This window comes from Solimonas flava DSM 18980 (genome assembly GCF_000426685.1).
In the GTDB taxonomy this organism is placed as follows: domain Bacteria; phylum Pseudomonadota; class Gammaproteobacteria; order Nevskiales; family Nevskiaceae; genus Solimonas; species Solimonas flava.
This window is the reverse complement of record NZ_AUFV01000013.1, coordinates 119,822-142,737: the sequence shown is the minus strand read 5'-3', so window position 1 is coordinate 142,737 and position 22,916 is coordinate 119,822. Positions and strand designations below refer to the sequence as shown.

Below are 22,916 nucleotides of genomic sequence, written 5' to 3'. Positions count from 1 at the left end.
CCGCCGAACTTGCTGCGCCACTTGTAGAACGTCGCCGAGCTGATGCCGTGCTCGCGGCACAACTCCGGCACGGGCGTGCCGGCTTCCGCCTGCTTCAGGACTGCAATGATCTGGCTGTCGGTGAATCGAGACTTCTTCATGGAACCTCCTCGGGAAAGATTACGAGAAAATTCCACTTCTGACGTCAGCTATTCGGCGGGGGGATTACCGTTGCAGTCGTACATTCGGCTTCGTCGAGGGCCCGCGATGCAGGCCGAGCCTTCATGGATATCCGCGCCGGGAGCGCCATACGTTCGCAACGAGCTTTTGCCTCGCTCACGCTGGTTATCGACTTTGTTTCCCGGACGGTCCGACCGTCTACGCCATGATCCGCTGTCTTCTCCTGCGCAACCTTCGGAAACGCTCTACTGCTGTGTTGAATCAGGCGGCCGCCGCCTGATTCGGATCGAACACGGTGCCGTCCGACCTGCTTTTCATTTAATCGACGCCCGTACCTCGGCCCTGATGTCGATTCCGGCCCGGCTCGTTCGACGTATCAGGGCATGGCGCATGGCCATGCCCGTGCCGGCCGGTCCGCCGGGGTCAGGAGAGACCAGGATGAGCTTGAAATGCCGCATTGCCCCTTGCCTGTGGTTCGACGGGCAGGCCGAGGCTGCCGCGAGCTTCTACACCGGCATCTTCCCGAGCTCGCGGATTATCGCGACGTCGTATTACACCGAGGCCGGTCGCGAGATTCACGGCCACGCGCCCGGCTCGGTGCTGACGGTCGAATTCGAACTCGACGGCCAGCACTTCACCGCGCTCGACGGCGGCCCGCAGTTCCATTTCAGTGAGGCGGTTTCGTTTCAGATCGACTGCGCCACGCAGGACGAGATCGACCACTATTGGCAGGCGCTGGCGGCGCATGGCGGCAGCGCGGGGCAGTGCGGCTGGCTGAAGGATCGCTACGGCGTGTCCTGGCAGGTGGTGCCGGCCGACATCGTGAAATGGATCACCGGCGCGCCAGCCGCAACCGAGCGCGTGATGGCGGCGCTGATGCCGATGCAGAAGCTCGATCTCGCGGCGCTGCGCCGTGCCTACGCAGGCTGAGGAAAGGAATGCCGATGTCCCTCCAACTCTACGCACACCCGTTCTCGTCGTACTGCCACAAGGTGCTGATCGCCCTTTACGAGAACGGCACGCCGTTCGAATACCGCCAGGTCGGCACGCCGGCCGTCGACGCCGAACTGGTGGCGCTGTGGCCGATCAAGCGCTTTCCGTTGCTGGTCGACGACGGCCGCACGGTGCTCGAATCGACGATCATCATCGAGCACCTGCAGCGCTTCCATCCGGGCCCGGTGTCGCTGATCCCGGACGACCCGCAGGCGACGCTCGACGTGCGGATGATGGATCGCTTCTTCGACAACTACGTCATGACGCCGCAGGGGCGCGTCGTCTACAACGCGCTGCGCCCCGAGGCCCATCGCGATCCGTACGGCGTCGACGAGGCGCGGCGGATGCTCGAAACCTCGTACGCCTGGCTCGACGGCGTGATGGCGAAGCGCACCTGGGCGGCGGGCGAGACTTTCAGCCTCGCCGACTGCGCGGCGGCGCCGTCGCTGTTCTACGCCGACTGGACGCACGCGATCGATCCGAAGTTCGCCAACGTGATCGCCTACCGCCGGCGCCTGCTGGCGCGGCCGTCGTTCGCGCGCTGCGTCGATGAGGCGCGGCCGTACCGGTCGTACTTTCCGCTCGGCGCACCGGACCGCGACTGAGGCAGGTCGGCGCGTCGCGCCGCGTTGCCGGCGCGGCCGCTGCCCGGCGGCCGCTCCGGTGGCCGCGCGCGGGCGCGGCTTGCTATGGTCGGCCGGCCTCGCTCCTTTCGAACGTCCATGGACCTCGCCGCGCACGCGCCGATCCCGTTGCTGCTCAAGCTCGGCTACACCGCCTTCATGGCGGTGCTGCTGCCGGTCTATCTGCGCCGCTACGGGCCGACCAACTTCCTCTACTTCTGCGACGTCGCGCTGCTGTTCACGCTGGCCGGCGTGTGGACGGAGAACGCGCTGCTGCTGTCGATCCCGACGGTCGGCATCCTGCTGCCGCAGATGTTCTGGCTGCTCGATTTCGCGGTGCGCCTGGCCGGCGGACGCCTGAGCGGGATGACCGACTACATGTTCGACCGCCAGCGCTCGCGTTTCCTGCGCGGCCTGTCGCTGTTCCACGGCTGGCTGCCGCTGCTGCTGCTGTGGCTGCTGACGCGCACCGGCTACGATCCGCGCGCGCTGCCGGTCTGGACCGCGATCGCCACCGTGCTGGTGCTGGTCTGCTATTTCTTCATGCCGCCGCCGTCGCCACCGTCGACGCGACGCGGCCTGGCGCCGGTCAACATCAACTACGTCTACGGCCTTTCCGACGACGCGCCGCAGCGCTGGATGCCGGCCCGGGCCTGGCTGCTGATCGCGCTCGTCGGCTTTCCGCTGCTGCTGTACCTGCCGGCGCATCTGCTGCTGCGGCACTTCTACGCGCTGCCGTGAGCGGGGCGGCCAGGGCAGGTCTGACTAAGTCCGCATTCCGTCATCGCGAGGCGCTGCGGGCGACGAAGCCATCCGGTCGCGCCCTGCGCCGGCGACTGCTCCGGAGCGCCGCGGCCGCGGCGCTACCTCGCGATGACGGATGGATTCAGCGTTTTCTCAGTCGTGGAACTGCTGCAGATAGGCGATGAGGTCGGCGCGCTCCTGCGGCGTCGTCGCGAACACGACCATCGAGCTGTCGGGCAGGAAGGTCTTCGGGTTGGCGAGCCAGAAGTCGAGCAGCTGCTGTGTCCACACGAAGCCGGCGTTCTTCATCGTCTCCGAGTAGTACGCATAGCCTTCGCGCGTGCCGGCCTTGCGGCCGAAGATGGCGTAGAGGTTCGGGCCGTTGTGGTTGCCGTAGGCCTTCTCCGGATAGTGGCAGGTGCGGCACTGGAAGAAGACCTTGCGGCCGCGCGCCGCGTCGCCGGCGACGGTGCCGTCCGCTGCCGGTGCGTCGGCGGATGCGGATGCGGCCGGCAGCGCGGCGCCGAGCGCGGCGGCGAGCAGGAGCGTTTTCACGAGCGGATGGTTCATGGGCTTCAGACCTTGCGCTGCGCGGCGTGGCGGCCGGCGCGGCGGCCGAAGAAGCTGGCGTCGCCGACCGAGATGCCGCTGCCGATGTACGGGGCGACCGGAATGCTCGCCGCCGTGCGGCCGGCGGCGTAGAGGCCGGGAATCGGATCGCCGAAGGCGCCGATGACGCGCGCGTCGACGTCGGTCTGCAGGCCGCCGAAGGTGTGCACCGGCGCGAACACGTTCTGCACCGAGAGGTCGTAGGCGGTGTACGGCGCGCGGCCCAGCGGCGCGACGAACTTCGCCGCCTTGTGCAGCAGCGGGTCCGCGCCATCGCGCGCGTGCGCGTTGTAGTAGTCGACGCTCTGCACCAGCGCGCCCGGCGGCATGCCGAGGCGCGTTTCGAGCTCGGCGATGCTCGGCGCGGTGGCCGCGACCGGCAGGCGGAAGTCGTCCCATTTGTAGGCGATCGCATCGTCGGCGATCAGCCAGGCGCGGCCGTCCTGGTGGAAGGCGATCTCGTGGCCGAGCAGGCCGTAGTAGCCGTCCTCCGGCACGAAGCGCTGGCCGCGCGCGTTGACGATGATGCCTTTGACGATGTCCTCGGGCGGGTAGATCGGAATGACGACGAAGCCGTGATGCATGCGCTGCACGGCGCCGCCGACCGCCATGCCCATCAGGATGCCGATGCCGAGGTCGCCGCCGCGCCCCCAGGGCGCGGAACACGCGTACAGCTCGGGCGCGAAGCGCTGCACCATCTCGCGGTTGTGGATGAAGCCGCCGGCGGCGAGCACCACGCCGCGGCGCGCGCGGATCGCCAGCGTCTTCGGACTGCCCGGCACGCGCTCGTCGACGACCATCGCGCCGGCGATGCTGCCGTCGGCCTCGACGATCAGGCGCTCGGCCGACTGGCGCGTGCGCAACTGCACGCCGGCGCGCTGCGCGGCGTCGAGCAGCGCGTGCATCAGATCGCGGCCGCCGATCAGGTGCGGCGACGGCGGCACGTGGCCGCGCGGCGCCGGCGGGATGCGCTCGCGGAACGGCCAGACGCGCTCGCTGCCCGAGTAGTACAGCGAGCCGTCCGGAATCGAGATCTCCTTTTCGTCGGAGAACTTCTGCGCGTAGACCACGCCGTTGCCGACCAGCCAGTCGAAATGCTCGACGCTGCCCTCGCAGTAGCGCTGCACTTTTTCCGGCGAGGCGTGCAGGCCGCTGGCGGCGATGATGTAGTCGTGCATCGCCTCGACGCTGTCGCTGAAGCCCAGCGCCTTCTGCAGCGCGGTGCCGCCGCCGAGGTAACAGACGCCGCCGGAAATGCTCGACGAGCCGCCGGGCACCTGGAATTTTTCGAGCACCAGCACCTCGGCGCCGGCGCGGCGCGCGTCGATCGCCGCGGCAATGCCGCCGGCGCCGGAGCCGACCACCAGCACGTCGGTGCTCGCGTCCCAGTGCCGCGTTTCGCGGCGCTGCACCGGCGCGGCGGCGGCGAGATCGAAGCTCGCGGCGCCGGCCGCCGCGCCGGCCGAAGCCAGCGCCAGGCGGCGCAGGAAGGCACGGCGCGAGCTGCTGCTGGCCGCGTCGCTGTCGTGATCGCTCATCGTCTCTCCTCGCTTGTCTCCCTCTCCCCGCCTGCGCGGAGAGGGATGGGGAGAGGGGCGCGCGGCCCGATCTGCTGTCGGTATTTCGCCGATCGCGTGTACCTCTCACCCTGAACCTCTCCCCGCCGGCGGGGAGAGGGGGTATTCACGGGTGCCCGCTACCCGATCTTCTCGAAGCTGTCCTTGGCCGCGCCGCAATCCGGGCAGACCCAGTCCTCCGGCACGTCTTCCCAGCGCGTGCCGGGCGCGATCCCGCGCTCCGGGTCTCCTGCGGCTTCGTCGTAGACGTCGCCGCAGATCGTGCACTCCCACTTCGCCATCGGCTTCGTCCTTTCGCAGGGTCAGGCCAGCGCCTCGTCCTGGGCGGCGACGACCTCGTCGCGGCGGTCGCGCAGGTCGTGCACGGTCCAGTGGTGGTTGTTGTTGTGCAGCGGCGCCGGCAGATCCTTGCGGTCGGTGTAGAACTGCGCGTACCAGCGCCGCAGCTTGGCGATCGGCCCGTCGTTCGCGCACAGCGTCGGCTCCGGACGGTAGAGCTTGCGCTCCCAGATGTAGACGTCTTCCATGAAGGCGTCGTACGAGGCCTCGCAGTAGCCCTGCGCCGCGGTTTCGAGCGCTTCCGGCGGAAACTCGGCGGCGTTGGCTTTGACGATGACGCCGAACCAGTATTCCAGCGTGTTCTCGTCGACCGGGCACCAGGCGGTGAGGATCGCCGAGTCGAACAGCCGCGAGTCCTGCGTCTGCCAGGTGTACTGGTACGAGGGGCCGTAGGTCACCGAGCGCACGTAGAGCTTGTCGTCCCGGACGTCGGCGGCCAGACGCGTGTGCGTGCCCCACATCAGCTCGCCGGTCATGTGGCCGTTCCAGATCGGCAGCCAGCGGTCGACGTCGTAGCCGTGGATCGGCAGCAGGTGGCCCTTGTCGACGGTGTTCTCGATCACCTCGCGCGGGTGCGTCTTGATGGTGATGCGGAAGCGCCGCCAGCCGCGCGTCCAGCCTTTCGCGTCCGCCGCATCGGCCGGCGAGTAATCGGCGAGCGGCGGGATCTCGTAGTCCGGCGCGCCTAGTTCCGGATCGAACCAGATCAGCACCGTGTCGTTCATCTCGCGGGTCTCGAAGGCGCGCGTCTTCGCCCGGCCCGGAATCTTGTCGCAGTACGGAATCTTCACGCACTGGCCGCCGCCGTTGTACTGCCAGTTGTGGAACGGGCACTGCAGCGCGTTGCCGATGACCTTGCCGGCCGACAGATCGGCGCCGAGGTGCGGACAGAACGCATCGAGGCAGCGGACCTGGCCGTCGTCGCCGCGATAGAACGCCAGGCGCATGCCGAAGTAGTCGCGCGGCACCACCTGGCCCTGCGGGAACTCGTCGCTCCAGCCGACCATGTGCCAGCCGCGCGCATAGCGCGGCGCGCCGTCGGCGAGGCGCGGGATGGTCTGCAGGTTGCGCTGCACGGTCGAGGCCGACGACTGCTTCAGGGTGTCCGCGGCGTAGTTCAGATCGCCGCCATGCCGATTGCCTTCCATCTTCGTCTCCGTCTGCGCGGTGGCCGTGTGGCCGCCGGATGTCGCGCAAAACATTGCAGGCGCATGGTTTGCAACTCGTCCTCCAAACGGGGGATGAATGCGTATCGGCGTCGGCGTGAATCTTCGGCCGACGTCATCGCGAGGTGCCGCAGGCGACGTGCCGGGCCGGGCTGCGGACCGGATGGCTACGCTGCGCTCGCAACGACGGGCCTTCATTGGGGTTCACGGGAACAGGGAGAAACGCCGCATGTCACGCTGGCTGGACCGACTGCTGATCGTGCTGTTCCTGTTCACCAGCTTCATGTCGCTGGTCTACGCGCCGCTGTTCGTGTTCGGCTGCGGCTGGGACGGCCTGAAGCTCGGCATCGAAGGGCCTTGCGGCGCGAGCTGGATCGGCCGCGCCTGGCTCGGTTACGTGCAGGTCGAGCCGATCTACGTCGACGCGCCGCTGTGGCTGCGCCTCGTCAACGAGCTCGACATGTTCTTCTTCTCGTGGTTCTACGTGCTGTCGCTGATCGTCTTCGCCGCCGGACGTCAGGATCGCCGCTGGTATCGCGGCCTCGCGACCTTCATGGCGGGGATGATGACGTACGCGATCGGCTTCTATCTGATCTGGGAGCTGCTGACGTATCGCCAGACCGGCGCGCAGATCGTGCCGGTGGTGATCTTCAACGGCCTGTGGCTGGTCATCTTCGGCCTGCTGATGCTGCGCCTGCATGTGCTGCGGCCGCGCGTCGCCTGATCCGTCCATCGCTTCCGGAGCTCATGCCATGACCCTGGCCCCTTCCGCCGCGCGCACCGCGGCGCCCGCCACCGCCGGCGAAGCGCGACTGCTGATCGACGGCCGCCTCGTCGCGGCGCGCTCCGGCAGGCGCTACGCCAACGTCGATCCGGCGACCGAGGCCGTGATCGGCGAGGTCGCCGACGCCGGACTCGACGATGCCGAGCTGGCGATCGCCGCCGCGCGCCGCGCCTTCGACGCCGGCGTCTGGGCGGGCGACCGCGCGCTGCGCCGGCGCTGCCTGATGCAGCTGCGCGACGCGCTGCGCGCCGGTGCGCCCGCGCTGCGCGCGCAGGTCGTCGCCGAAACCGGTGCGCCGATGGCGATCACCGAGAACGGCCCGCAGGGCGACGGCCCGATCGGCATCCTCGATTACGTGATCGAGCTGATGGCGCGCTACGCCTGGGACAGCGAGCTGCCGGTCACCGCCAACATGGGCGTGCCGAGCCGGCGCCTCGTCTGGCGCGAGCCGGCCGGCGTGGTCGCCGCGATTTCGCCGTGGAACTTCCCGTTCCAGATCAACATGGCGAAGGTCGTGCCGGCGCTCGCTGCCGGCTGCACGGTGGTGCTCAAGTCGGCGCCCGAGACGCCGTGGACGGCGACGCTGCTCGGCAAGCTCGTCGCCGAACAGACCGACATCCCGGCCGGCGTGTTCAACGTGCTGACGGCGTCCGATCCGGCCGCGATCGGCGAGAAGCTGTGCCGCGATCCGCGCATCGACATGATCTCGTTCACCGGCTCGACGCCGACCGGCCGCCGCATCATGGCCGCCGCCGCCGACACCGTGAAGAAAGTCTTCCTCGAACTCGGCGGCAAGTCGGCCAACATCATTCTCGACGACGCCGATTTTTCGACGGCGCTGCTGTCCGGGCTCGGCGTCTGCTACCACGCCGGCCAGGGCTGCGCGCTGCCGACGCGCATGCTGCTGCCGAAGTCGCGCTACGAAGAAGGCATCGAAACGCTCAAGGCGATGTTCGCGTACGTGCGGCCGGGCGATCAGTACGCGCCGCAGCAGATCATGGGGCCGCTGGTCAGCGAGCGGCAGCGGCGGTGCGTGCTCGACTACATCGAGACCGGCAGGCGCGAAGGCGCGCGCCTGGTCTGCGGCGGCGGCATTCCCGAGGGCCTGACGCGCGGCTACTGGGTCGAGCCGACGCTGTTCGCCGACGTGCGCAACGACATGCGCATCGCGCAGGAGGAAATCTTCGGCCCGGTGCTGGTGGCGATCCCCTATGACGACGACGACGACGCGGTGCGCATCGCCAACGACTCGATCTACGGCCTGTCGGGCGCGATCGTCTCCGCCGATGTCGGGCGCGCGCTGCGTCTGGCGCGGCGCATCCGCACCGGCACGCTGAACGTCAACGGCGCGAACTTCTTCGCGCCCGACGCGCCGTTCGGCGGCTACAAGCAGAGCGGCATCGGCCGCGAGATGGGCGTGCAGGGCTTCGAGGAATACCTGCAGATCAAGACCGTGGCGGTGCCGGCCTGAGTTTCGGCCGCAGCGCACACAGGCATCGGAGAGAGACGAAGCGATGGTTGCGATCACCTATATCGAGCACGACGGCACGCGCCATACGGTCGACGTCGATCCGCAGATGAACCTGATGGAAGGCGCGACGCTGAACATGGTGCCGGGCGTCGTCGGCATGTGCGGCGGCATCTGCTCCTGCGCGACCTGCCATTGCTACCTGCCGCCGGACTGGGTCGAGCGCCTGCCGCCGCCGGCCGAAGGCGAGCGGCAGATTCTCGACGCTCTGGCGCTGCGCCGCCCGAACAGCCGGCTCGGCTGCCAGATCGCGATCAGCGCCGCGATGGACGGCCTCGAAGTCGGCCTGCCCGCCGACGGCAACGCCGGCTGAGCCGGCCGCAGCTCACGACTAGACGGATACCGCAACGAGGAAACGCGACGCATGGATTTCAAGGACAAGGTGGTCATCGTCACCGGCGCCGGCCAGGGCATCGGCGAGGGCTATGCGCGCGGCCTGGCCCGGCTCGGCTGCGCGGTCGTCGTCGCCGACATCAACGAGGCGCAGGGCCGGCGCGTCGCGGAGGCGATCGGCAAGGCCGGCGGCAAGGCGCTGTTCGCCGCCGTCGACGTGTCCAGCGAGGCCTCGGCGCAGGCCCTCGCGCGGCGCGCGGTCGACGCCTTCGGCGGCATCGACTATCTGGTCAACAACGCCGCGCTGTTCGGCTCGCTGGAATTCAATCCGCTGATGAGCGTCGATCTCGGCTACCTGAACAAGGTGATCGCCGTGAACATGCTCGGCGCGGTGGTGATGACACGCGCCGTCGCGCCGTATCTGAAACGCGGCGCGGCGATCGTCAACCAGTCCTCGACCGCGGCCTGGATGAACATCGACTACTACTCGATCACCAAGCTCGCGGTGAACGGCATCACCTGCGTGCTGGCGCGCGAGCTCGGGCCCAAGGGCATACGCGTCAACGCCATCGCGCCCGGGCCGACCGACACGCAGGCGCTGCGCGACAAGGTGCCGCAGCCGTATCTCGACGCGATGGTGGCGCAGATGCCGCTCGGCCGGCTCGGCACGCCGGACGATCTGCTCAAGGCGCTGCTGTTCCTGCTGTCCGACGACGCCGACTGGGTCACCGGTCTGGTCATGAACGTCGACGGCGGCCAGCTGATGCGCGCCTGACGCGCGCCACGGAGAACGAAGACATGAACGCATCGCGCGTGCAGGACCAGGTCATCGTCGTCACCGGCGCGTCCAAGGGCATCGGCCTGGCGACCGCCCGCGCGCTCGCCGCGCGCGGCGCCCGCGTCGCGCTGCTCGCGCGCGGCGCGGCGGCATTGCAGGAAGCGCTGGCCGGCTTCGATCCGGACCGCGCGCTGGCGCTCGCCGTCGACGTCAGCGACCGCGCCGCGCTGGCCCTCGCCTTCGACGCCGTCGTCGCGCGCTGGGGCCGGCTCGACGGTCTGGTCAACAACGTCGGCTTCCAGTTCGCGCGCCGCATCGAGCAGATGCCGGAGGACGAGGTGCGCAAGCTCGTCGATCTCAATTTCCTCTGCGCCGTGTTCGCCTGCCAGCTGGCGATCGCGCCGCTGCGCGCGGCCGGCGGCGGCCGCATCGTCAATCTGTCGTCGGCCAGCGTGCGCCACGACAACGAGTTCGCGCACATGGCGCTGTACTCGGCGGCCAAGGCGGCGCTCGACCAGTTCACGAACGAGCTGCGCGGCGAGGTCAAGCGCGACGGCATCATGGTCACGCTGTTCAGCCCCGGGGCGGTGGCGACCGGCAGCGTCGCCAACTTCGATCCGGCGGCGCTGCCGGAAGCGATGGCGGCCTGGCTCGAAAAGGGTCCGCAGTTCGACGGCGCGGTACAGCCGGACGTGGTCGGCGAGGCGATCGCCAACTGCTTCGAGCTGCCGCCGGGCGTCGCCATCGAGTTCATCGAGCTGCGGCCGAACGTGCCGACGCCGAAGCTGCTCGAAAGCGACTGGAAGCAGGAACAGGTCGCCGGCTGAATCCGGATCGGAGCATCGCGATGGGCATCGGATTCATCGGCCTCGGCAACATCGGCAAGCCGATGGCGCGCCACCTGCTCAAGCTCGGCGAGCCGGTGTACGTGCACGACCTCGCGCCGGCGCCGCTCTCCGAGCTGGTCGCGCTCGGCGCGCAGGCGGCGACGCCGCGCGAGCTGGCCGCGCAGTGCCGCGTCGTCGGCCTGTGCGTGCGCGACGATGACGACGTCGACGCGTTGCTGCACGGTGACGACGGCCTGCTTGCGAACCTGCGCGCCGACGCGATCGTCGCCGTGCACAGCACGGTGACGCAGGCGGCGCTGCTGCGCTGGGCGGGCGAGGCCGAGGCGCGGCGCGTTCACGTCGTCGACGCGCCGATCACCGGCGGTGCGGCCGGCGCCGAGGCGGCGACGCTGTGCGCGATGGTCGGCGGCAGCGACCGGCTGCTCGAACGGCTGCGGCCGGTGCTGTCGGCCTGGGCGGGCAAGATCGTGCACGCCGGGCCGCTCGGCTGCGGCATCGCGCTCAAGCTCTGCAACAACCTGATGAGCTACGCCGCGTTCGCGGCGCTCGACGAGGGCACGCGTCTGGCGCGCGCCGCCGGTCTCGATCCGCGGCTGCTGATCGAGGTCGGCCGCGCCAACGGCGTGGTCACGCCGCAGATGGAAGCCTTCCACGGCAATCGCGAGGCGCTCGCGGCGCGCGGCGGCGACGCGCGGCGCCAGGCCTTCGGGCCGTTCGCGGCACTCGCCGCCAAGGACCTCGACGCGGCGCTGCAGAGCGCGGCGGCGCTCGGCGTCGAGCTGCCGGCGACGGCCCGGCTGCGCACGCTGATCGAGCGCGTGTTCGTCGGTGACGCGGCATGAGGCGCTGGCTCGCCGCGCTCGCGTTGGTCTGCGTCGCCGCCGGCGCCCGCGGCGAGGAGACGGCGCAGTGGCCGCAGATCGGCAACACGCCGGGCGGCCAGCGCTATTCGCCGCTCGCCGAGATCCGAGTCGACAACGTGCGCCGGCTCAAGCCGAAGTGGACCTACCGGCACGGCGATTTCTCGAAGGGCAATGCCGTGCACGGCGCGACCGCGTTCGAGGCGACGCCGCTGATGATCGACGGCACGCTGTATTTCTGCACGCCGTACAACCGCATCGTCGCGCTCGACGCCGAGACCGGCCGCGAGCGCTGGACGCACGATCCGAAGGTCGATCTCCACGGCGTCTACGCGCCGGTCTGCCGCGGCGTCGCCTACTGGCGCGACGCCTCCGCGGCGGCCGGCGCGGCCTGCGCCGAGCGCATTTACGAGGCGACGCTCGACGCGCGTCTGCTCGCCGTCGACGCGCGCAGCGGCAAACCCTGCGCCGGCTTCGGCCGCGACGGCCGCGTCGATCTCAGGCAGGGGCTCGGCGCGCTGCGCGAGGCCGAGTACTACGCGACCTCGGCGCCGCTGCTGATCGACGATCTGGTCGTCACCGGCGCCTTCGTCAAGGACGGCCAGCGCACGAACGCGCCGGGCGGCGGCATCCGCGCCTGGGACGCGCGCAGCGGCGCGCTGCGCTGGGTCTGGGATCCGGTGCCGCCGACGATGCCGGCGGTGACGGCCGCGGACCTCGCCAACGGTGCGACGCTGACGCCGGGCACGCCGAACGTGTGGGCGCTGATGTCGGCCGATCCCGAGCGTCATCTGATCTTCGCGCCGACCGGCAGCGCCGCGCCGGACCATTACGGCGGCGCCGAGCGCGGCGATCTCGACTACTACGGCGCGTCGGTCGTCGCGCTCGACGCGCGCAGCGGCCGGCCGGCCTGGCACTTCCAGACCGTGCACCACGATCTGTGGGACTACGATCTGGCCGCGCAGCCGGTGTCGTACACGGCGCGCGACGGCACGCCGGCGCTGATCGCCGCGACCAAGCTCGGTTTCGTGTTCCTGCTCGACCGTCTCAGCGGCCGGCCGCTGTTCCCGGTCGAGGAGCGGCCGGTGCCGGCGTCGACGGTGCCCGGCGAGCGCGCCGCGCCGACGCAGCCGTTCCCGACCCGGCCGGCGCCGCTGCATCCGCTGAGTCTGCAGCGCGACGCGCTCTGGGGCCTGACCTTCTGGGACAAGGGCAAGTGTCAGGCCGCGTTCGATGCGCTCGACTATCGCGGCGTGTTCACGCCGCCATCGCTGCAGGGCACGCTCGAATATCCGGGTCTCGGCGGCGGCATCAACTGGGGCTCGGTGTCGGTCGATCCGGTGCGGCGGCGCCTGATCGTCAACCTGCAGGTCGCGCCGTTCGTGATCCGCCTGGTGCCGCGCGCGCAGTACCGCGGCGCCGGCGACGGCAGCGATCTGGTCGGCGTCAATCCACAGGAAGGCACGCCGTACGTGGTCGAGCGCGCGCCGTTCCTGTCGCCGCTGAAGACGCCGTGCGTGCCGCCGCCTTGGGGCAAGCTGGTGGCGATCGACCTCGACAGCGGCGCACGGCTCTGGGAGCGGCCGCTCGGCACGCTGCGCGGCATGGCGCCGTTCGGCGATCACTTCGAGACCGGCACGCCGAACTCGGGCGGCTCGATGCAGACCGCCGGCGGTCTGGTCTTCGTCGCCGCGACGATGGACCGCTACCTGCGCGCCTTCGACGCCGCCGACGGCCGCGAGCTGTGGCGCGACACGCTGCCGTACGCCGGCACCGCGGTGCCGATCAGCTATCGCGTGCGCGCCGGCGGGCCGCAGTACCTGGTGATCGCGGCCGGCGGCCACGGCGCGCTCGGCACCGAAGTCGGCGACGCCGTCGTCGCCTACACGCTGGACGGACGATGACGCGCGCGCCGCCGCCGATGGCTGCACAGCATGAAACCGATCTGGTCGTCGTCGGCTCCGGCGCCGGCGCGCTGACCGCGGCGCTGCGCGCCGCGCACGCCGGCGCCAGGGTGCTGATCGTCGAGAAGGCCGCGCAGTACGGCGGCACCTCGGCGACTTCCGGCGGCGGCCTGTGGATTCCGGCCAATCACCTGATGGCCGACTGCGGCATCGACGACAGCGAGGACGAGGCGCTGCAGTACCTGCGCCAGCTGCTCGGCGACACTGTGCCGGACGCCAACGTGCGCGCCTTCGTGCGTCACGGCCGGCGCATGCTGCGCTGGCTGTGCGCGCACAGCCGCGTCGCCTATCAGGCGATGGCCTACTACGCCGATTACTACCAGCATCTGCCCGGGGCCAAGACCGGCGGCCGCTCGGTCGATCCGCTGCCGTACGACGCGCGCGCGCTCGGCGCGGACTTTCTCGATCTGCAGGAGCCGCACCGGCAGACGCGCGTGCTCGGCCTGATCGGCTACAGCAACACCGAGGGCGCGATCCTGCTCAGCAAGTCGCCCGGCTGGTGGCTGCTGCTGCTGAAGCTGGTCGCCGTCTACGCCCTCGACCTGCCGTGGCGGCTGCGCTCGCGACGCTCGCGGCGGCTGACGATGGGCAACGCGCTGATCGGCCGCCTGCGTCGCTCGCTGCTCGATCTCGGCGTGCCGATCTGGCTGCGCGCGCCGGTCACGCGGCTGCTGACCGACGCGCACGGCGCCGTCACCGGCGTCGAGATCGAGCGCGGCGGCCGCCGCGAGACGATTCGCGCGCGGCGCGGCGTGATCCTCGGCAGCGGCGGGTTCGAGCACAATCAGGCGCTGCGCGAGCGCTACCTGCCGCAGCCGACCGACACACGCTGGTCGGCGGCGAGCCCGCACAACACCGGCGATCTGCTGCTCGCGGCGCAGGCGATCGGCGCCGGCACGCGCCTGCTCGACGAAGCCTGGTGGGGGCCGACGATGCACATCGCCGGCGAGGATCGCGCGCGCATGCTGTTCACCGAGCGCTCGATGCCGGGCGCGATCGTCGTCAACGCGCAGGGGCGGCGCTTCTTCAACGAATCGGTCGCCTACACGACCGCGGTGCAGGCGATGTACGGCGCCGGCAACCTGCCGGCCTGGCTGATCTTCGACGCGCGCTATGCCCGCGAGTATCCGTTCGGCCCGCTGCTGCCCGGCGGCATGCATCTGAACTGGCTGCAGCCGCGGCGCATCCGCCGCGGGCTGCTGACGCGCGCCGCGACGCTGCGCGAACTGGCCGGCCGGCTCGGCATCGACGGCGACGGTCTCGCCGCCACGGTCGCGCGCTTCAACGGCTTCGCGGCGGCCGGCCGCGACGAGGATTTCCAGCGCGGCGAGAATCCCTACGACCGGCTCTACGGCGACGTGCGCGTGCAGCCGAATCCCTGTCTGGCGCCGCTGACGGAGGCGCCGTACCACGCGCTGCAGATCCATCCCGGCGACATCGGCACCAAGGGCGGGCTGGCGACCGACGCGCAGGCGCGCGTGCTAGACACGCAGGGCCGGCCGATCGCCGGCCTGTACGCGGTCGGCAACGTCGCCGCCTCGGTCACCGGCCGCTGGTATCCGGGCGCCGGCGCGACGCTGGGGCCGGCGATGACGTTCGGCTTTCTCGCCGCCGAGCACGCCTGCGCCGATCTGGTGGACAATCGCGCCCCCGATTCCGAGCGCATCCCGTCCCCCGCCTGAGCATGGCCAAGCTTGCCCCCGGCGCGCGTCCGCGCGCGAAGCCCGCATCGCCCGAGAAGAAAGCCGCCGTCCGCAAGACCGCGCCCGCATCGCCCGAAAGGAAAACCGCGGTCCGCAAGCTTGCGAGCCCGGCGCCCGGGAAGAAGGCCGCGGTGCGCAAGGCCGCGACCCCGGCGTCCGCGCCGAAGACGGCCGTCCGCCACACTGCGACCCCGGCGGCGGCGCGCCGCGCGACCGGCGCCGCCGCGGCCGGGGCCGGCGAGGCCCCGCTCGGCCGCCAGGCGCAGAAGACGCAGCTGGCGCGCGACAAGATCATCGGCGCCGTCATCGCGCTGATCAAGGAAGGCGGCTTCGCCAACGCCACTGCCAGCCGCATTGCCGCGCGCGCCGGCATGACCTGGGGCGCCGCGCAGCATCACTTCGGCGCCAAGGAAGACATCCTCGACGCGATCCTGGAGCGCTCGCACCAGCAGTTCTCGGCGCGCATGAGCGATCCGGCGCTGCGCGGCGGCCCGCTGGCAGGCCGCGTCGACCGCTTCGTCGAGCTGATGTGGGCGCACTACCAGGACGACCTCTATCTGGTCGCGCTGGAGATCCTGCTGGCGATGCGCGGCTTCCAGCGCGCGCAGCCGAGCCGCGCCGAGGAGCGACACATCCGCGCGCACCAGAAGCTGATGCGCGAAATCTTCAGCGACTCGAGGCTCGACGACGCGCAGCTGCGCGAGGCGATGACCTTCGTGCACTGCTTCCTCACCGGCCTGTCGATCGAGCACGTCTTCGAGCGCAAGCTGCGCCACGTCGACCGCCACCTGCAGCGCATCAAGCTGGCGCTGCTCGGCATGGTCGGCGAGCGCTGAGAGCGCGCCGCTTCTTCAGGACTGCAGGCGCCGCCGATACTCGCGCGGGCTGATGCCGACGATGCGCCGGAAGGCGTTGCTGAACTGGCTCTGGTCGTAGAAGCCGAGCGCCTGCGCGATCTCCGACAGCGAGCGTTCGTGGCGCGCCAGCTGGGCCTTGGCGCGCTCGATGCGCGTGCGCAGCACGTACTGGTACGGCGGCAGGCCGACGCTGTGCTTGAAGCGGCGGCAGAAGGTGGCGACGCTGAGATCGAGCAGTTCGGCCAGCTCGTCGAGCGCGAGCTTGTCGGCGAGGCGCGCGTCGATCAGCTCCAGCGCGCGCTTGAGCTGCGCCGGCGTCAGCTTGCGGCGGTCGTCGTCGGCGACGCGCGTGCTGCAGTAGCGGCGCAGATAGTGCCAGGCGACGGCGCGCGCGATGTGGCCGGCGAACAGGCCGTCGTCCGGCGTCGACAGCGCCAGGCTGTGCTGCAGCGCGAGGATGCTGTGGCGCAGCGTCGCATCCTCGGCGAGCAGCAGCTCGCCGCGATTCGGATAGACGACGCGGCCCGGCGCCAGCTCGTCGAGTACCGCCGGATGGATCTCCAGCATCATCGTGCTCATGCGGCCGCGCCAGGCGCCGCGCCAGACCGAGCCGGGCGGGCTGATCGTCAGGCGTTCGCCGGCGACGCCGTAGGCCTGGCCCTTGCGCGGCGAGACGGTGATGCCGCCGCACAGCGGCACCCAGAAGCACAGATGCGCGGGCGCGGTGGAGTAGTCGATCTCGGAATCGCGCAGCTCGAGCACCGAACCGCGCGCGCCGCAGCGGCGCAGATCGCCGGTCGCGACCACGGTCGCGACGGTATGGAAGGACGGTGAAACCGCGCTGCGCGGGATGGCCGGCATCGTCATCGGCGAACCTCCACACGGGAATGCGGACGAGCCTAGCGCGGCCTTCGTCCGCCGATGTCATCCGGATAGCGTAGATCGGCAGACCGGACGAACGGCGATGACGCCCCGCCGTGCGGTAGCTGACAGTACGAAAAAAACAACAAGTCGCGACGGATTCACCAAGAAATCGGCAGGCCCGAACGCGCACGCTCGGCAGGTCGTCCACGCCGCGCCGATGTTGCGCTGCATCGAAGACGACCCGCGGCGCAGACCGCGGCACAAGCAACGCAAACGTGCGGAGGAGAGAACATGGCAGTGAGAAGGCACAAGCGCCCCGGTCGCGGCGCGGGCGTCGGCGTGGGCATCGTCGCCGCGCTGGCGGCGGCGCCGGCCTGGGCCGGCAGCGTCGACCTCGGCTCGGGCTTCACGCTCGACTACCTGGCGAACCTGACCTACAGCCTGGCGGTGCGCGTCGACGATCCGGATGCAACGCTGATCTCGAACGTCAACGGCGACGACGGCGACCGCAACTACGACAAGGGCGCGCTGATCAACAACCGCCTGGCGCTGCTCGCCGAGACCAACTTCCGCTACCAGCGCTACGGCGTGTTCGTGCGCGGCAGTGCGTTCTACGACGACGTCTACTTCCACAAGAACGACAACGACTCGCCCGGCACGATCAACCGCACCGGTGACTACGACCAGTTCACCGGCTCGGCGCGCGACTATCTCGGCAAGCGCGCGCGCCTGCTCGACGCCTACGCCTACGGCAACTTCTCGATCGGTTCGACGGCGCTCGACGTGCGCGTCGGCAACCAGGTGGTGTCCTGGGGCGAGAGCCTGTTCTTTCCGAACATGAGCGGCGCGCAGGCGCCGGCCGACGCGACCAAGTCCAACGTGCCGGGCACCGAGGTCAAGGAGATCCTGCTGCCGGCCGGGCAGATCTACGCGCAGTGGGGTCTCACCGACCGCTTCAGCGCGCTCGCCTACTGGCAGTGGGAATGGAAGGGCACCGAGCTCAATCCGGTCGGCGGCTACTTCAGCACCAGCGACGTCACCGGCCCCGGCGCCACGTTCCTGCGCGTGCCGCAGCTCGAACCGCTCGATCCGGTGCTGGCCCTGTTCGGCCTGTCGAGCAAGGTGCCGCGCGGCCGCGACATCGAACCGGGCGACAGCGGCCAGTGGGGTGCCGGCCTGCGCTATCTGTTCGGCGAGGCGACCGAGGTCTCGGCCTACCACATCCGCTATCACGACAAGAACCCGGTCGGCGCGACCACCACGACCACGGCGGTGACGATTCCCGGCGTCGGCACGCTGGCGATCCCGAGCCAGTACCAGATCGTCTACACCGACGACATCAAGATGTCGGCGCTGGCGCTGTCGAGCGAAGTGCTCGGCGCGGCGATCGGCGCCGAGGTGAGCCTGCGTCAGGACGCCGGCCTCAACGTCAACGTCGGCACGTCGCCGGTGCCGACGCGCGGCGACGTCTGGCAGGGCAACCTCAACGTCACCAAGCTGCTGCTGCCGACGGCGCTGTGGGACAGCCTGACGCTGCTCGGCGAAGTCGGCTACGTGCATGTGCAGGACGTCGACGCCATCGTCGTGCCGGACGGCATGGGCGGCAGCGTGCGCTACGACCAGATCAGCAACACGCGCGACGCCACCGCCGTCCAGTTCCTCGCGCAGGCCGGCTACAAGCAGGTGTTCCCGGGCTGGGACTTCACGCTGAGCCTGGTCAACGGCTACGACATCAGCGGCAAGTCGGCGATCGGCGGTGCGCTCGGCAGCTACACCGGCAAGGGCGACATCCGCTACGCGGTCGGCGGCACGCTCAAGTATCTCAACAACCTCGAACTCGGCCTGACCTACAACGGCTACGCCGGCGGCGCGAGCCTCGAAAACCGCACGCTCGCCGACCGCAGCTACGCCGCGTTCAACGCCAAGTACAGCTTCTGAGGAGACGCTCCATGACGATTCGCATCCCCTGTGCGCGCGCCCTCGCCGCGGCGATCCCGCTTGCGTTCAGCCTCGCCGCGCACGCCGCGGTCTCGGCCGACGAGGCCAAGGCCCTCGGCACCACGCTCACGCCACTCGGCGCCGAGCGCGCCGGCAACGCCGACGGCAGCATCCCGGTCTGGTCCGGCAAGTGGCTCGGCGTGCCGCCGCAGGTGCAGTACGACGGCAAGCGCAACGCCGATCCGTATCCCGGCGAGAAACCGCTGTTCACGATCACCGCGCAGAACCTCGCGCAGTACGCCGACAAGCTCAGCGATGGCCAGAAGGCGCTGTTCGCGAAGTATCCGCAGACGTACCGGATGAACGTCTATCCGACCCATCGCGATTTCCGCTACGAGGACCGCGTCTACGAGAACGTCAAGCTCAATGCGACCAGCGCCAGGCTGAGCAACGACGGGCTGACGCTCAAGGGCGCCTACGGCGGGCCGGCGTTCCCGATCCCGAAGGACGGCAGCGAGGTGCTCTACAACGTCATGTCGGTGGTCTCCGGCTGGATGTACGAGGCGCCGAACGTCGGTGCCTACGTGCAGCCGAACGGCAGCGTCGCCTGGTCGCGCACCGAGCTGATCGCCTACAACCGCTACATCCGCGGCGACGACCGCGCCAACTGGGACGACGGCGTCTACTCGACGAGCATCAGCACGCAGAAGGCGCCGCCGCGCGACGCCGGCAAGATCACCTTCACCGTCAACTCGTTCGACTTCATCGGCTTCCCGCGCCAGGCCTGGCAGTACGACCCGGGCTCGCGGCGCCTGCGCAAGTCGCCGGACGTCGGCTACGACTACCCGATGGATTCGGGTCCGCGCGTGGTCGACGAGCAGAACGGTTTCAACGGCTCGCCGGAGCGTTTCAACTGGAAGCTGATCGGCAAGCGCGAGGTCTACGTGCCGTATCACACCAACCGGCTCGAAGATCCGTCGATGAAGTACGCCGACCTGATCTCGACGCGCGGTCATCCCAATCCGGAGCAGATCCGCTACGAGCTGCACCGCGTCTGGGTCATCGAGGGCTTGCTCAAGCCGGGCACGCGCCACGTCTACGGCAAGCGCCGCATGTACATCGACGAGGACAGCTGGCACATGCTGCTGGCCGACAACTACGACACGCGCGGCCAGCTCTGGCGCGCGGCGATGAACTGCCCGACCTACGCCTACGACGGCAAGTTCTACTACCTCAACGCCAGCATCTACCAGGACCTGTTCGCCGGCTCGTACAGCGCCGAGAACATCACCAGCGAGGAGCCCAGCTCGGCACGCTTCAACCGCCGCGAGCCGCGGCCGGGCGAGTTCACCACCGACGGCGTGCGCCGCGGCGGCACCTGAGGCGCCGCTGCGCAGGCAGGGCGGGGCCGGCGCGATGCGCGCCGGCCTTCGCCGGCCACCGACACGGGAGAGCGACCGCGATGCACGTGAGCACGGGAAGCCGGGAGACGCGGATCTTCGCCGGCTGGTGGGTGCTGGCCGCCGCCTTCGTCGGCGAGATGCTGGCGATCGGCAGCACGATCTACGCCTTCGGCCTGTTCGTGAAGCCGATCTGCGAGGTCTTCGGCATCAGCCGCGCGAGCGCCAACAACGGCATGCTGCTGTTCTACGTCGGCATGGGTCTGTCGGCGCCGCTGCTCGGGCGCTGGATGGACCGCCATTCGATCCGCCGCCTGATGATCGGCGGCGCGCTGGCGATGGCGGCCGGCATGCTGGTCGTCGCCAGCAGCGATTCGATCGTCGTGATCGCGCTGGCGATCGCGCTGCTGATGGCGCCGGGCTCGGTGGCGATCGGCCCGCTGGTCGCCAACACGCTGGCGACGCGCTGGTTCGTTCGCCATCGCGGCAAGGCGCTCGGCATCGCCGCGGTGGCGACCTCGATCGGCGGCAGCGTGATCGTGCCGCTGATGGCCTTCGTGCTCGCCGCGCACGGTTGGCGCGCGGCGCTGCTGGTGCAGGCGGCGCTGATCGCGGTGCTGATGCCGCTGCTCGCCTGGCTGGTGATTCGCGACCGCCCGCAGGATCGCGGCCTGCATCCGGACGGCGACGCCGCGGCCGTTGCCGGCGCCGCGCTCGACGGGCCGCTGTGGACCACGCGCGCGCTGCTCGCCGAGCGCGGCTTCTGGTGCATCGGCCTGTCGGTGGCGCTGGTGTTCGCGACCAATCAGGCGTTGCTGGTGTCGCTGGTGCCGTACGCGACCGACGCCGGCATCGGGCTGGCGCAGGCGACGCTGCTGATGTCGGCGATGGCGTTCTGCTCGGTGCTCGGCAAGCTGCTGTTCGGCGCGCTCGCCGACCGCGTCGACAAGCGCTGGCTGCTGCTGGTCGTCGCCGCCTGCATGATCGTGCTGCTGCTGGCGCTGATCGCGCAGCCGCCGTTCCCGCTGTTGCTGGCGCTGTGCTGCCTCGCCGGCATCGCCACCGGCGGCGAGCTGCCGCTGTGGGCGGCGCTGGTCGCCGAACGCTTCGGCGCGCGCTCCTTCGGCGGCGTGCTCGGCTTGATGAATCCGCTGAACATGCTGGTCACGCTGCTCGCCGTGCGCTTCGTCGGCCAGGCTTTCGACGCGCGCGGCGATTACACGCTGGCGTTCCAGGTCTTCATCGGCGCGATGCTGCTGGCGGCGCTGCTGGTGCTGCTGATCCCGCGCCGCGAGCCGCCGCCGCGCGCGGCCGGCGCGGCGCTCGGCCGTCCGGCCTGAGCGGGCGTTCGCTCAGCGTGGTGCGGCGTCGCTCGGCGCCGCGCGCACGCGGCCGGGGCCGACGCCCTCGACGCGCTTGAAGAAGCGCCGGAACGCCGCCTCGCTGCGGTAGCCGAGCAGTTCGGCGATCCACGCCACCGACAGGCGCCGGTTCTTCAGCAGGCGCCGCGCTTCGGTCGCGCGCCAGTTCGCGAGGTACTGCATCGGCGGCAGGCCGACGGTCTGCGCGAAGCGCTCGGCGAACGCCGTGCGCGACATGCCGGCGAGCTGCGCGAGCGCCTGGATCGTCCAGTCCTCACCGGGCCGCTCGTGCATCGCCGCGAGCGCCCGCGACAGGCGCAGATCGGTCATCGCCGCGAGCAGGCCGCGCGGCTCGCCGACGCTGCGCACGTACTCGCAGACCGCCATCGTGAACAGCGAGTCGGCGAGCTTGTTCTGCACCATCTGCCGGCCCCAGCGCCGGTCCTCGGACGTTTCGATCAGCATCGCCGCGAGCTGGCGGAAGGCGTCGCTGCTGTCGGCGGCGCGGACGATGAAGCAGGCCGGCAGCGCGCTGAACACCGGGTTGTGCTGGCCCATCAGGAATTCCAGCTCGCCGCACAGCATCGAGGTGACGGCGTCGGCATCGGCCGGCGGCAGGCGCGGGTCCGGCGACGAGGCCAGCGAGTGGCGCACGCCGCAGGGAAACACGATCAGATCGCCGCGCACCAGATGTTCCGGCGCCGGCAGCGCTTCGCCGCTGACCCAGCATTCGCCTTCGGTGACGAGGTGGAACTGGCCGAAGCGCGTGGTCGGCTCGCGCTCGTGCCAGCTGCCGCAGTAGCGGACGTTGGCGGTGATCTCGACGCGCAGCTGATAGGCGCTGAGCACCGATTCGAGCACGGCGTCGAGCGTCGGGGGCGTGGGGCGGGCGGCGGGCAGGTTCATGGCGGCCATCGTAGGCAGCGTTCGCGCGCGCGGCCATGCCCGATCGTCCCTGTCGCGGTGCGGATCGTTCACGCCGGCGCGCGTGCCGGACGCTGCGGCATATCGGCGGGACGCGCGGAAATATCGGCGCGCGGTGGCGCTGGCGAAGATGGCTCCGACGTCGCGCCGGACCGCCGGCGACGTTGCCGGCAACGGCAAATCCTTCTTCACACCACGAGGTACACGACCATGTCCGTCACGATCGCCAAGTCCGCTTCGCTGTCCGGTTTCTCGCTCGCGGCCGCCGCCGCCACGCTGTTCCTCGCCGCGCCGATGGCGCAGGCCGGCGAGTCCGCCGGCAAGGCCGGGCACTGCATGGGCGCCAACGCCTGCAAGGGCCAGAGCGCCTGCAAGAGCGCGCACAACGCCTGCAAGGGCCAGAACGCCTGCAAGGGCCAGGGCTTCACCGAAGCCGGCGCCGACGAGTGCACCGCGGCCGGCGGCAAGTTCGAGGCGCCGGAGAAGAAGGCGCACTGAAGTCCGGCGCGCGGCCCTCGCTGCACGCGGCGAGGGCCTGCCGTCGTCCCGTCCGCCTTCACGCGA

Annotated in this window: 23 protein-coding genes; 16 read left to right on the top strand and 7 right to left on the bottom strand. The window is 70.4% G+C overall.

Annotated elements, in window-relative coordinates; genetic code table 11:
- A partial coding sequence (locus K343_RS0114810; RefSeq protein ID WP_028008740.1) for a transposase occupies positions 1-140 on the bottom strand: 140 nt, incomplete at its 3' end.
- 457 nt (positions 141-597) lie between these two features.
- Here K343_RS0114810 and K343_RS0114805 point away from each other — a divergent pair.
- The 3 genes from K343_RS0114805 (at position 598) to K343_RS0114795 (ending at position 2,516) form a co-directional block, all read left to right on the top strand.
- Entirely contained in the window at positions 598-1,089 is a 492-nt protein-coding gene (locus tag K343_RS0114805) for a VOC family protein (RefSeq protein ID WP_028008739.1), read from the top strand.
- Positions 1,090-1,103: 14 nt separating this feature from the next.
- Positions 1,104-1,757: a glutathione S-transferase family protein gene (locus tag K343_RS0114800; RefSeq protein WP_028008738.1), complete on the top strand. Its 654-nt coding sequence runs from the start codon at positions 1,104-1,106 to the stop codon at positions 1,755-1,757.
- Between the two features lie 117 nt (positions 1,758-1,874).
- Complete coding sequence (locus K343_RS0114795) at positions 1,875-2,516, top strand: hypothetical protein (RefSeq protein WP_028008737.1); 642 nt, start codon at positions 1,875-1,877, stop codon at positions 2,514-2,516.
- Positions 2,517-2,672: 156 nt separating this feature from the next.
- On the opposite strand, the gene K343_RS0114790 is transcribed toward K343_RS0114795, so the two are convergent.
- The 4 genes from K343_RS0114790 to K343_RS0114775 form a co-directional block, all read right to left on the bottom strand.
- On the bottom strand, positions 2,673-3,089 hold the full coding sequence (locus K343_RS0114790; RefSeq protein ID WP_028008736.1) for a c-type cytochrome: 417 nt from the start codon (positions 3,087-3,089) through the stop codon (positions 2,673-2,675).
- A 5-nt stretch (positions 3,090-3,094) separates the two neighbouring features.
- Entirely contained in the window at positions 3,095-4,666 is a 1,572-nt protein-coding gene (locus tag K343_RS0114785; RefSeq protein ID WP_051278490.1) for an FAD-dependent oxidoreductase, read from the bottom strand.
- A 158-nt stretch (positions 4,667-4,824) separates the two neighbouring features.
- Positions 4,825-4,986 carry a rubredoxin gene (locus K343_RS0114780; RefSeq protein WP_028008734.1) on the bottom strand — a complete coding sequence of 54 codons (162 nt, stop codon included), beginning with the start codon at positions 4,984-4,986 and terminating at the stop codon, positions 4,825-4,827.
- A 21-nt stretch (positions 4,987-5,007) separates the two neighbouring features.
- On the bottom strand, positions 5,008-6,192 hold the full coding sequence (locus K343_RS0114775; RefSeq protein ID WP_161628904.1) for a 3-ketosteroid-9-alpha-monooxygenase, oxygenase component: 1,185 nt from the start codon (positions 6,190-6,192) through the stop codon (positions 5,008-5,010).
- Positions 6,193-6,439: 247 nt separating this feature from the next.
- Here K343_RS0114775 and K343_RS0114770 point away from each other — a divergent pair, with 247 nt between their 5' ends.
- From K343_RS0114770 to K343_RS23575, 9 genes are all read left to right on the top strand, one after another.
- Positions 6,440-6,934 (top strand): hypothetical protein, encoded by a 495-nt coding sequence (locus K343_RS0114770; protein ID WP_028008732.1) that lies wholly within the window; start codon positions 6,440-6,442, stop codon positions 6,932-6,934.
- A 28-nt stretch (positions 6,935-6,962) separates the two neighbouring features.
- A complete protein-coding gene (locus tag K343_RS0114765) occupies positions 6,963-8,465 on the top strand; it encodes an aldehyde dehydrogenase family protein (protein ID WP_028008731.1) in 1,503 nt (500 codons plus the stop codon).
- Positions 8,466-8,508: 43 nt separating this feature from the next.
- Positions 8,509-8,835, top strand: a complete 327-nt coding sequence (locus K343_RS0114760; RefSeq protein ID WP_028008730.1) for a 2Fe-2S iron-sulfur cluster-binding protein — start codon at positions 8,509-8,511, stop codon at positions 8,833-8,835.
- A 51-nt stretch (positions 8,836-8,886) separates the two neighbouring features.
- Positions 8,887-9,630, top strand: coding sequence for an SDR family oxidoreductase (locus tag K343_RS0114755; RefSeq protein WP_028008729.1), 744 nt, complete (start codon positions 8,887-8,889; stop codon positions 9,628-9,630).
- A gap of 23 nt (positions 9,631-9,653) precedes the next feature.
- Positions 9,654-10,460: an SDR family oxidoreductase gene (locus tag K343_RS22360; RefSeq protein WP_051278489.1), complete on the top strand. Its 807-nt coding sequence runs from the start codon at positions 9,654-9,656 to the stop codon at positions 10,458-10,460.
- A gap of 20 nt (positions 10,461-10,480) precedes the next feature.
- A complete protein-coding gene (locus tag K343_RS22355) occupies positions 10,481-11,323 on the top strand; it encodes an NAD(P)-dependent oxidoreductase (protein WP_051278487.1) in 843 nt (280 codons plus the stop codon).
- Positions 11,320-13,245: a pyrroloquinoline quinone-dependent dehydrogenase gene (locus K343_RS0114740; protein WP_028008728.1), complete on the top strand. Its 1,926-nt coding sequence runs from the start codon at positions 11,320-11,322 to the stop codon at positions 13,243-13,245. The genes K343_RS22355 and K343_RS0114740 overlap by 4 nt, the downstream gene beginning before the upstream one ends.
- Before the next feature lie 17 nt (positions 13,246-13,262).
- On the top strand, positions 13,263-14,987 hold the full coding sequence (locus K343_RS0114735) for an FAD-dependent oxidoreductase (RefSeq protein WP_245585207.1): 1,725 nt from the start codon (positions 13,263-13,265) through the stop codon (positions 14,985-14,987).
- A gap of 152 nt (positions 14,988-15,139) precedes the next feature.
- Positions 15,140-15,844, top strand: a complete 705-nt coding sequence (locus K343_RS23575; RefSeq protein ID WP_161628903.1) for a TetR/AcrR family transcriptional regulator — start codon at positions 15,140-15,142, stop codon at positions 15,842-15,844.
- A 15-nt stretch (positions 15,845-15,859) separates the two neighbouring features.
- On the opposite strand, the gene K343_RS0114725 is transcribed toward K343_RS23575, so the two are convergent.
- Complete coding sequence (locus K343_RS0114725) at positions 15,860-16,732, bottom strand: helix-turn-helix transcriptional regulator (protein WP_028008725.1); 873 nt, start codon at positions 16,730-16,732, stop codon at positions 15,860-15,862.
- Positions 16,733-17,020: 288 nt separating this feature from the next.
- Between K343_RS0114725 and K343_RS0114720 the strand changes: the two genes are divergently transcribed.
- The 3 genes from K343_RS0114720 to K343_RS0114710 all read left to right on the top strand — a co-directional run bounded on the left by K343_RS0114720 (position 17,021) and on the right by K343_RS0114710 (position 21,407).
- Positions 17,021-18,667, top strand: coding sequence for a DUF1302 domain-containing protein (locus K343_RS0114720; RefSeq protein WP_028008724.1), 1,647 nt, complete (start codon positions 17,021-17,023; stop codon positions 18,665-18,667).
- Between the two features lie 11 nt (positions 18,668-18,678).
- Positions 18,679-20,049 (top strand): DUF1329 domain-containing protein, encoded by a 1,371-nt coding sequence (locus tag K343_RS22345; RefSeq protein ID WP_051278482.1) that lies wholly within the window; start codon positions 18,679-18,681, stop codon positions 20,047-20,049.
- Positions 20,050-20,135: 86 nt separating this feature from the next.
- Positions 20,136-21,407: an MFS transporter gene (locus K343_RS0114710; protein ID WP_161628902.1), complete on the top strand. Its 1,272-nt coding sequence runs from the start codon at positions 20,136-20,138 to the stop codon at positions 21,405-21,407.
- A gap of 12 nt (positions 21,408-21,419) precedes the next feature.
- On the opposite strand, the gene K343_RS0114705 is transcribed toward K343_RS0114710, so the two are convergent.
- Positions 21,420-22,334 (bottom strand): AraC family transcriptional regulator, encoded by a 915-nt coding sequence (locus tag K343_RS0114705; protein ID WP_028008722.1) that lies wholly within the window; start codon positions 22,332-22,334, stop codon positions 21,420-21,422.
- A 228-nt stretch (positions 22,335-22,562) separates the two neighbouring features.
- Here K343_RS0114705 and bufA2 point away from each other — a divergent pair, with 228 nt between their 5' ends.
- The gene (gene bufA2, locus K343_RS0114700; protein ID WP_028008721.1) at positions 22,563-22,850 is read left to right on the top strand and encodes a BufA2 family periplasmic bufferin-type metallophore; all 288 of its coding nucleotides are present in this window, start codon (positions 22,563-22,565) and stop codon (positions 22,848-22,850) included.
- Positions 22,851-22,916 lie beyond the last annotated feature (66 nt).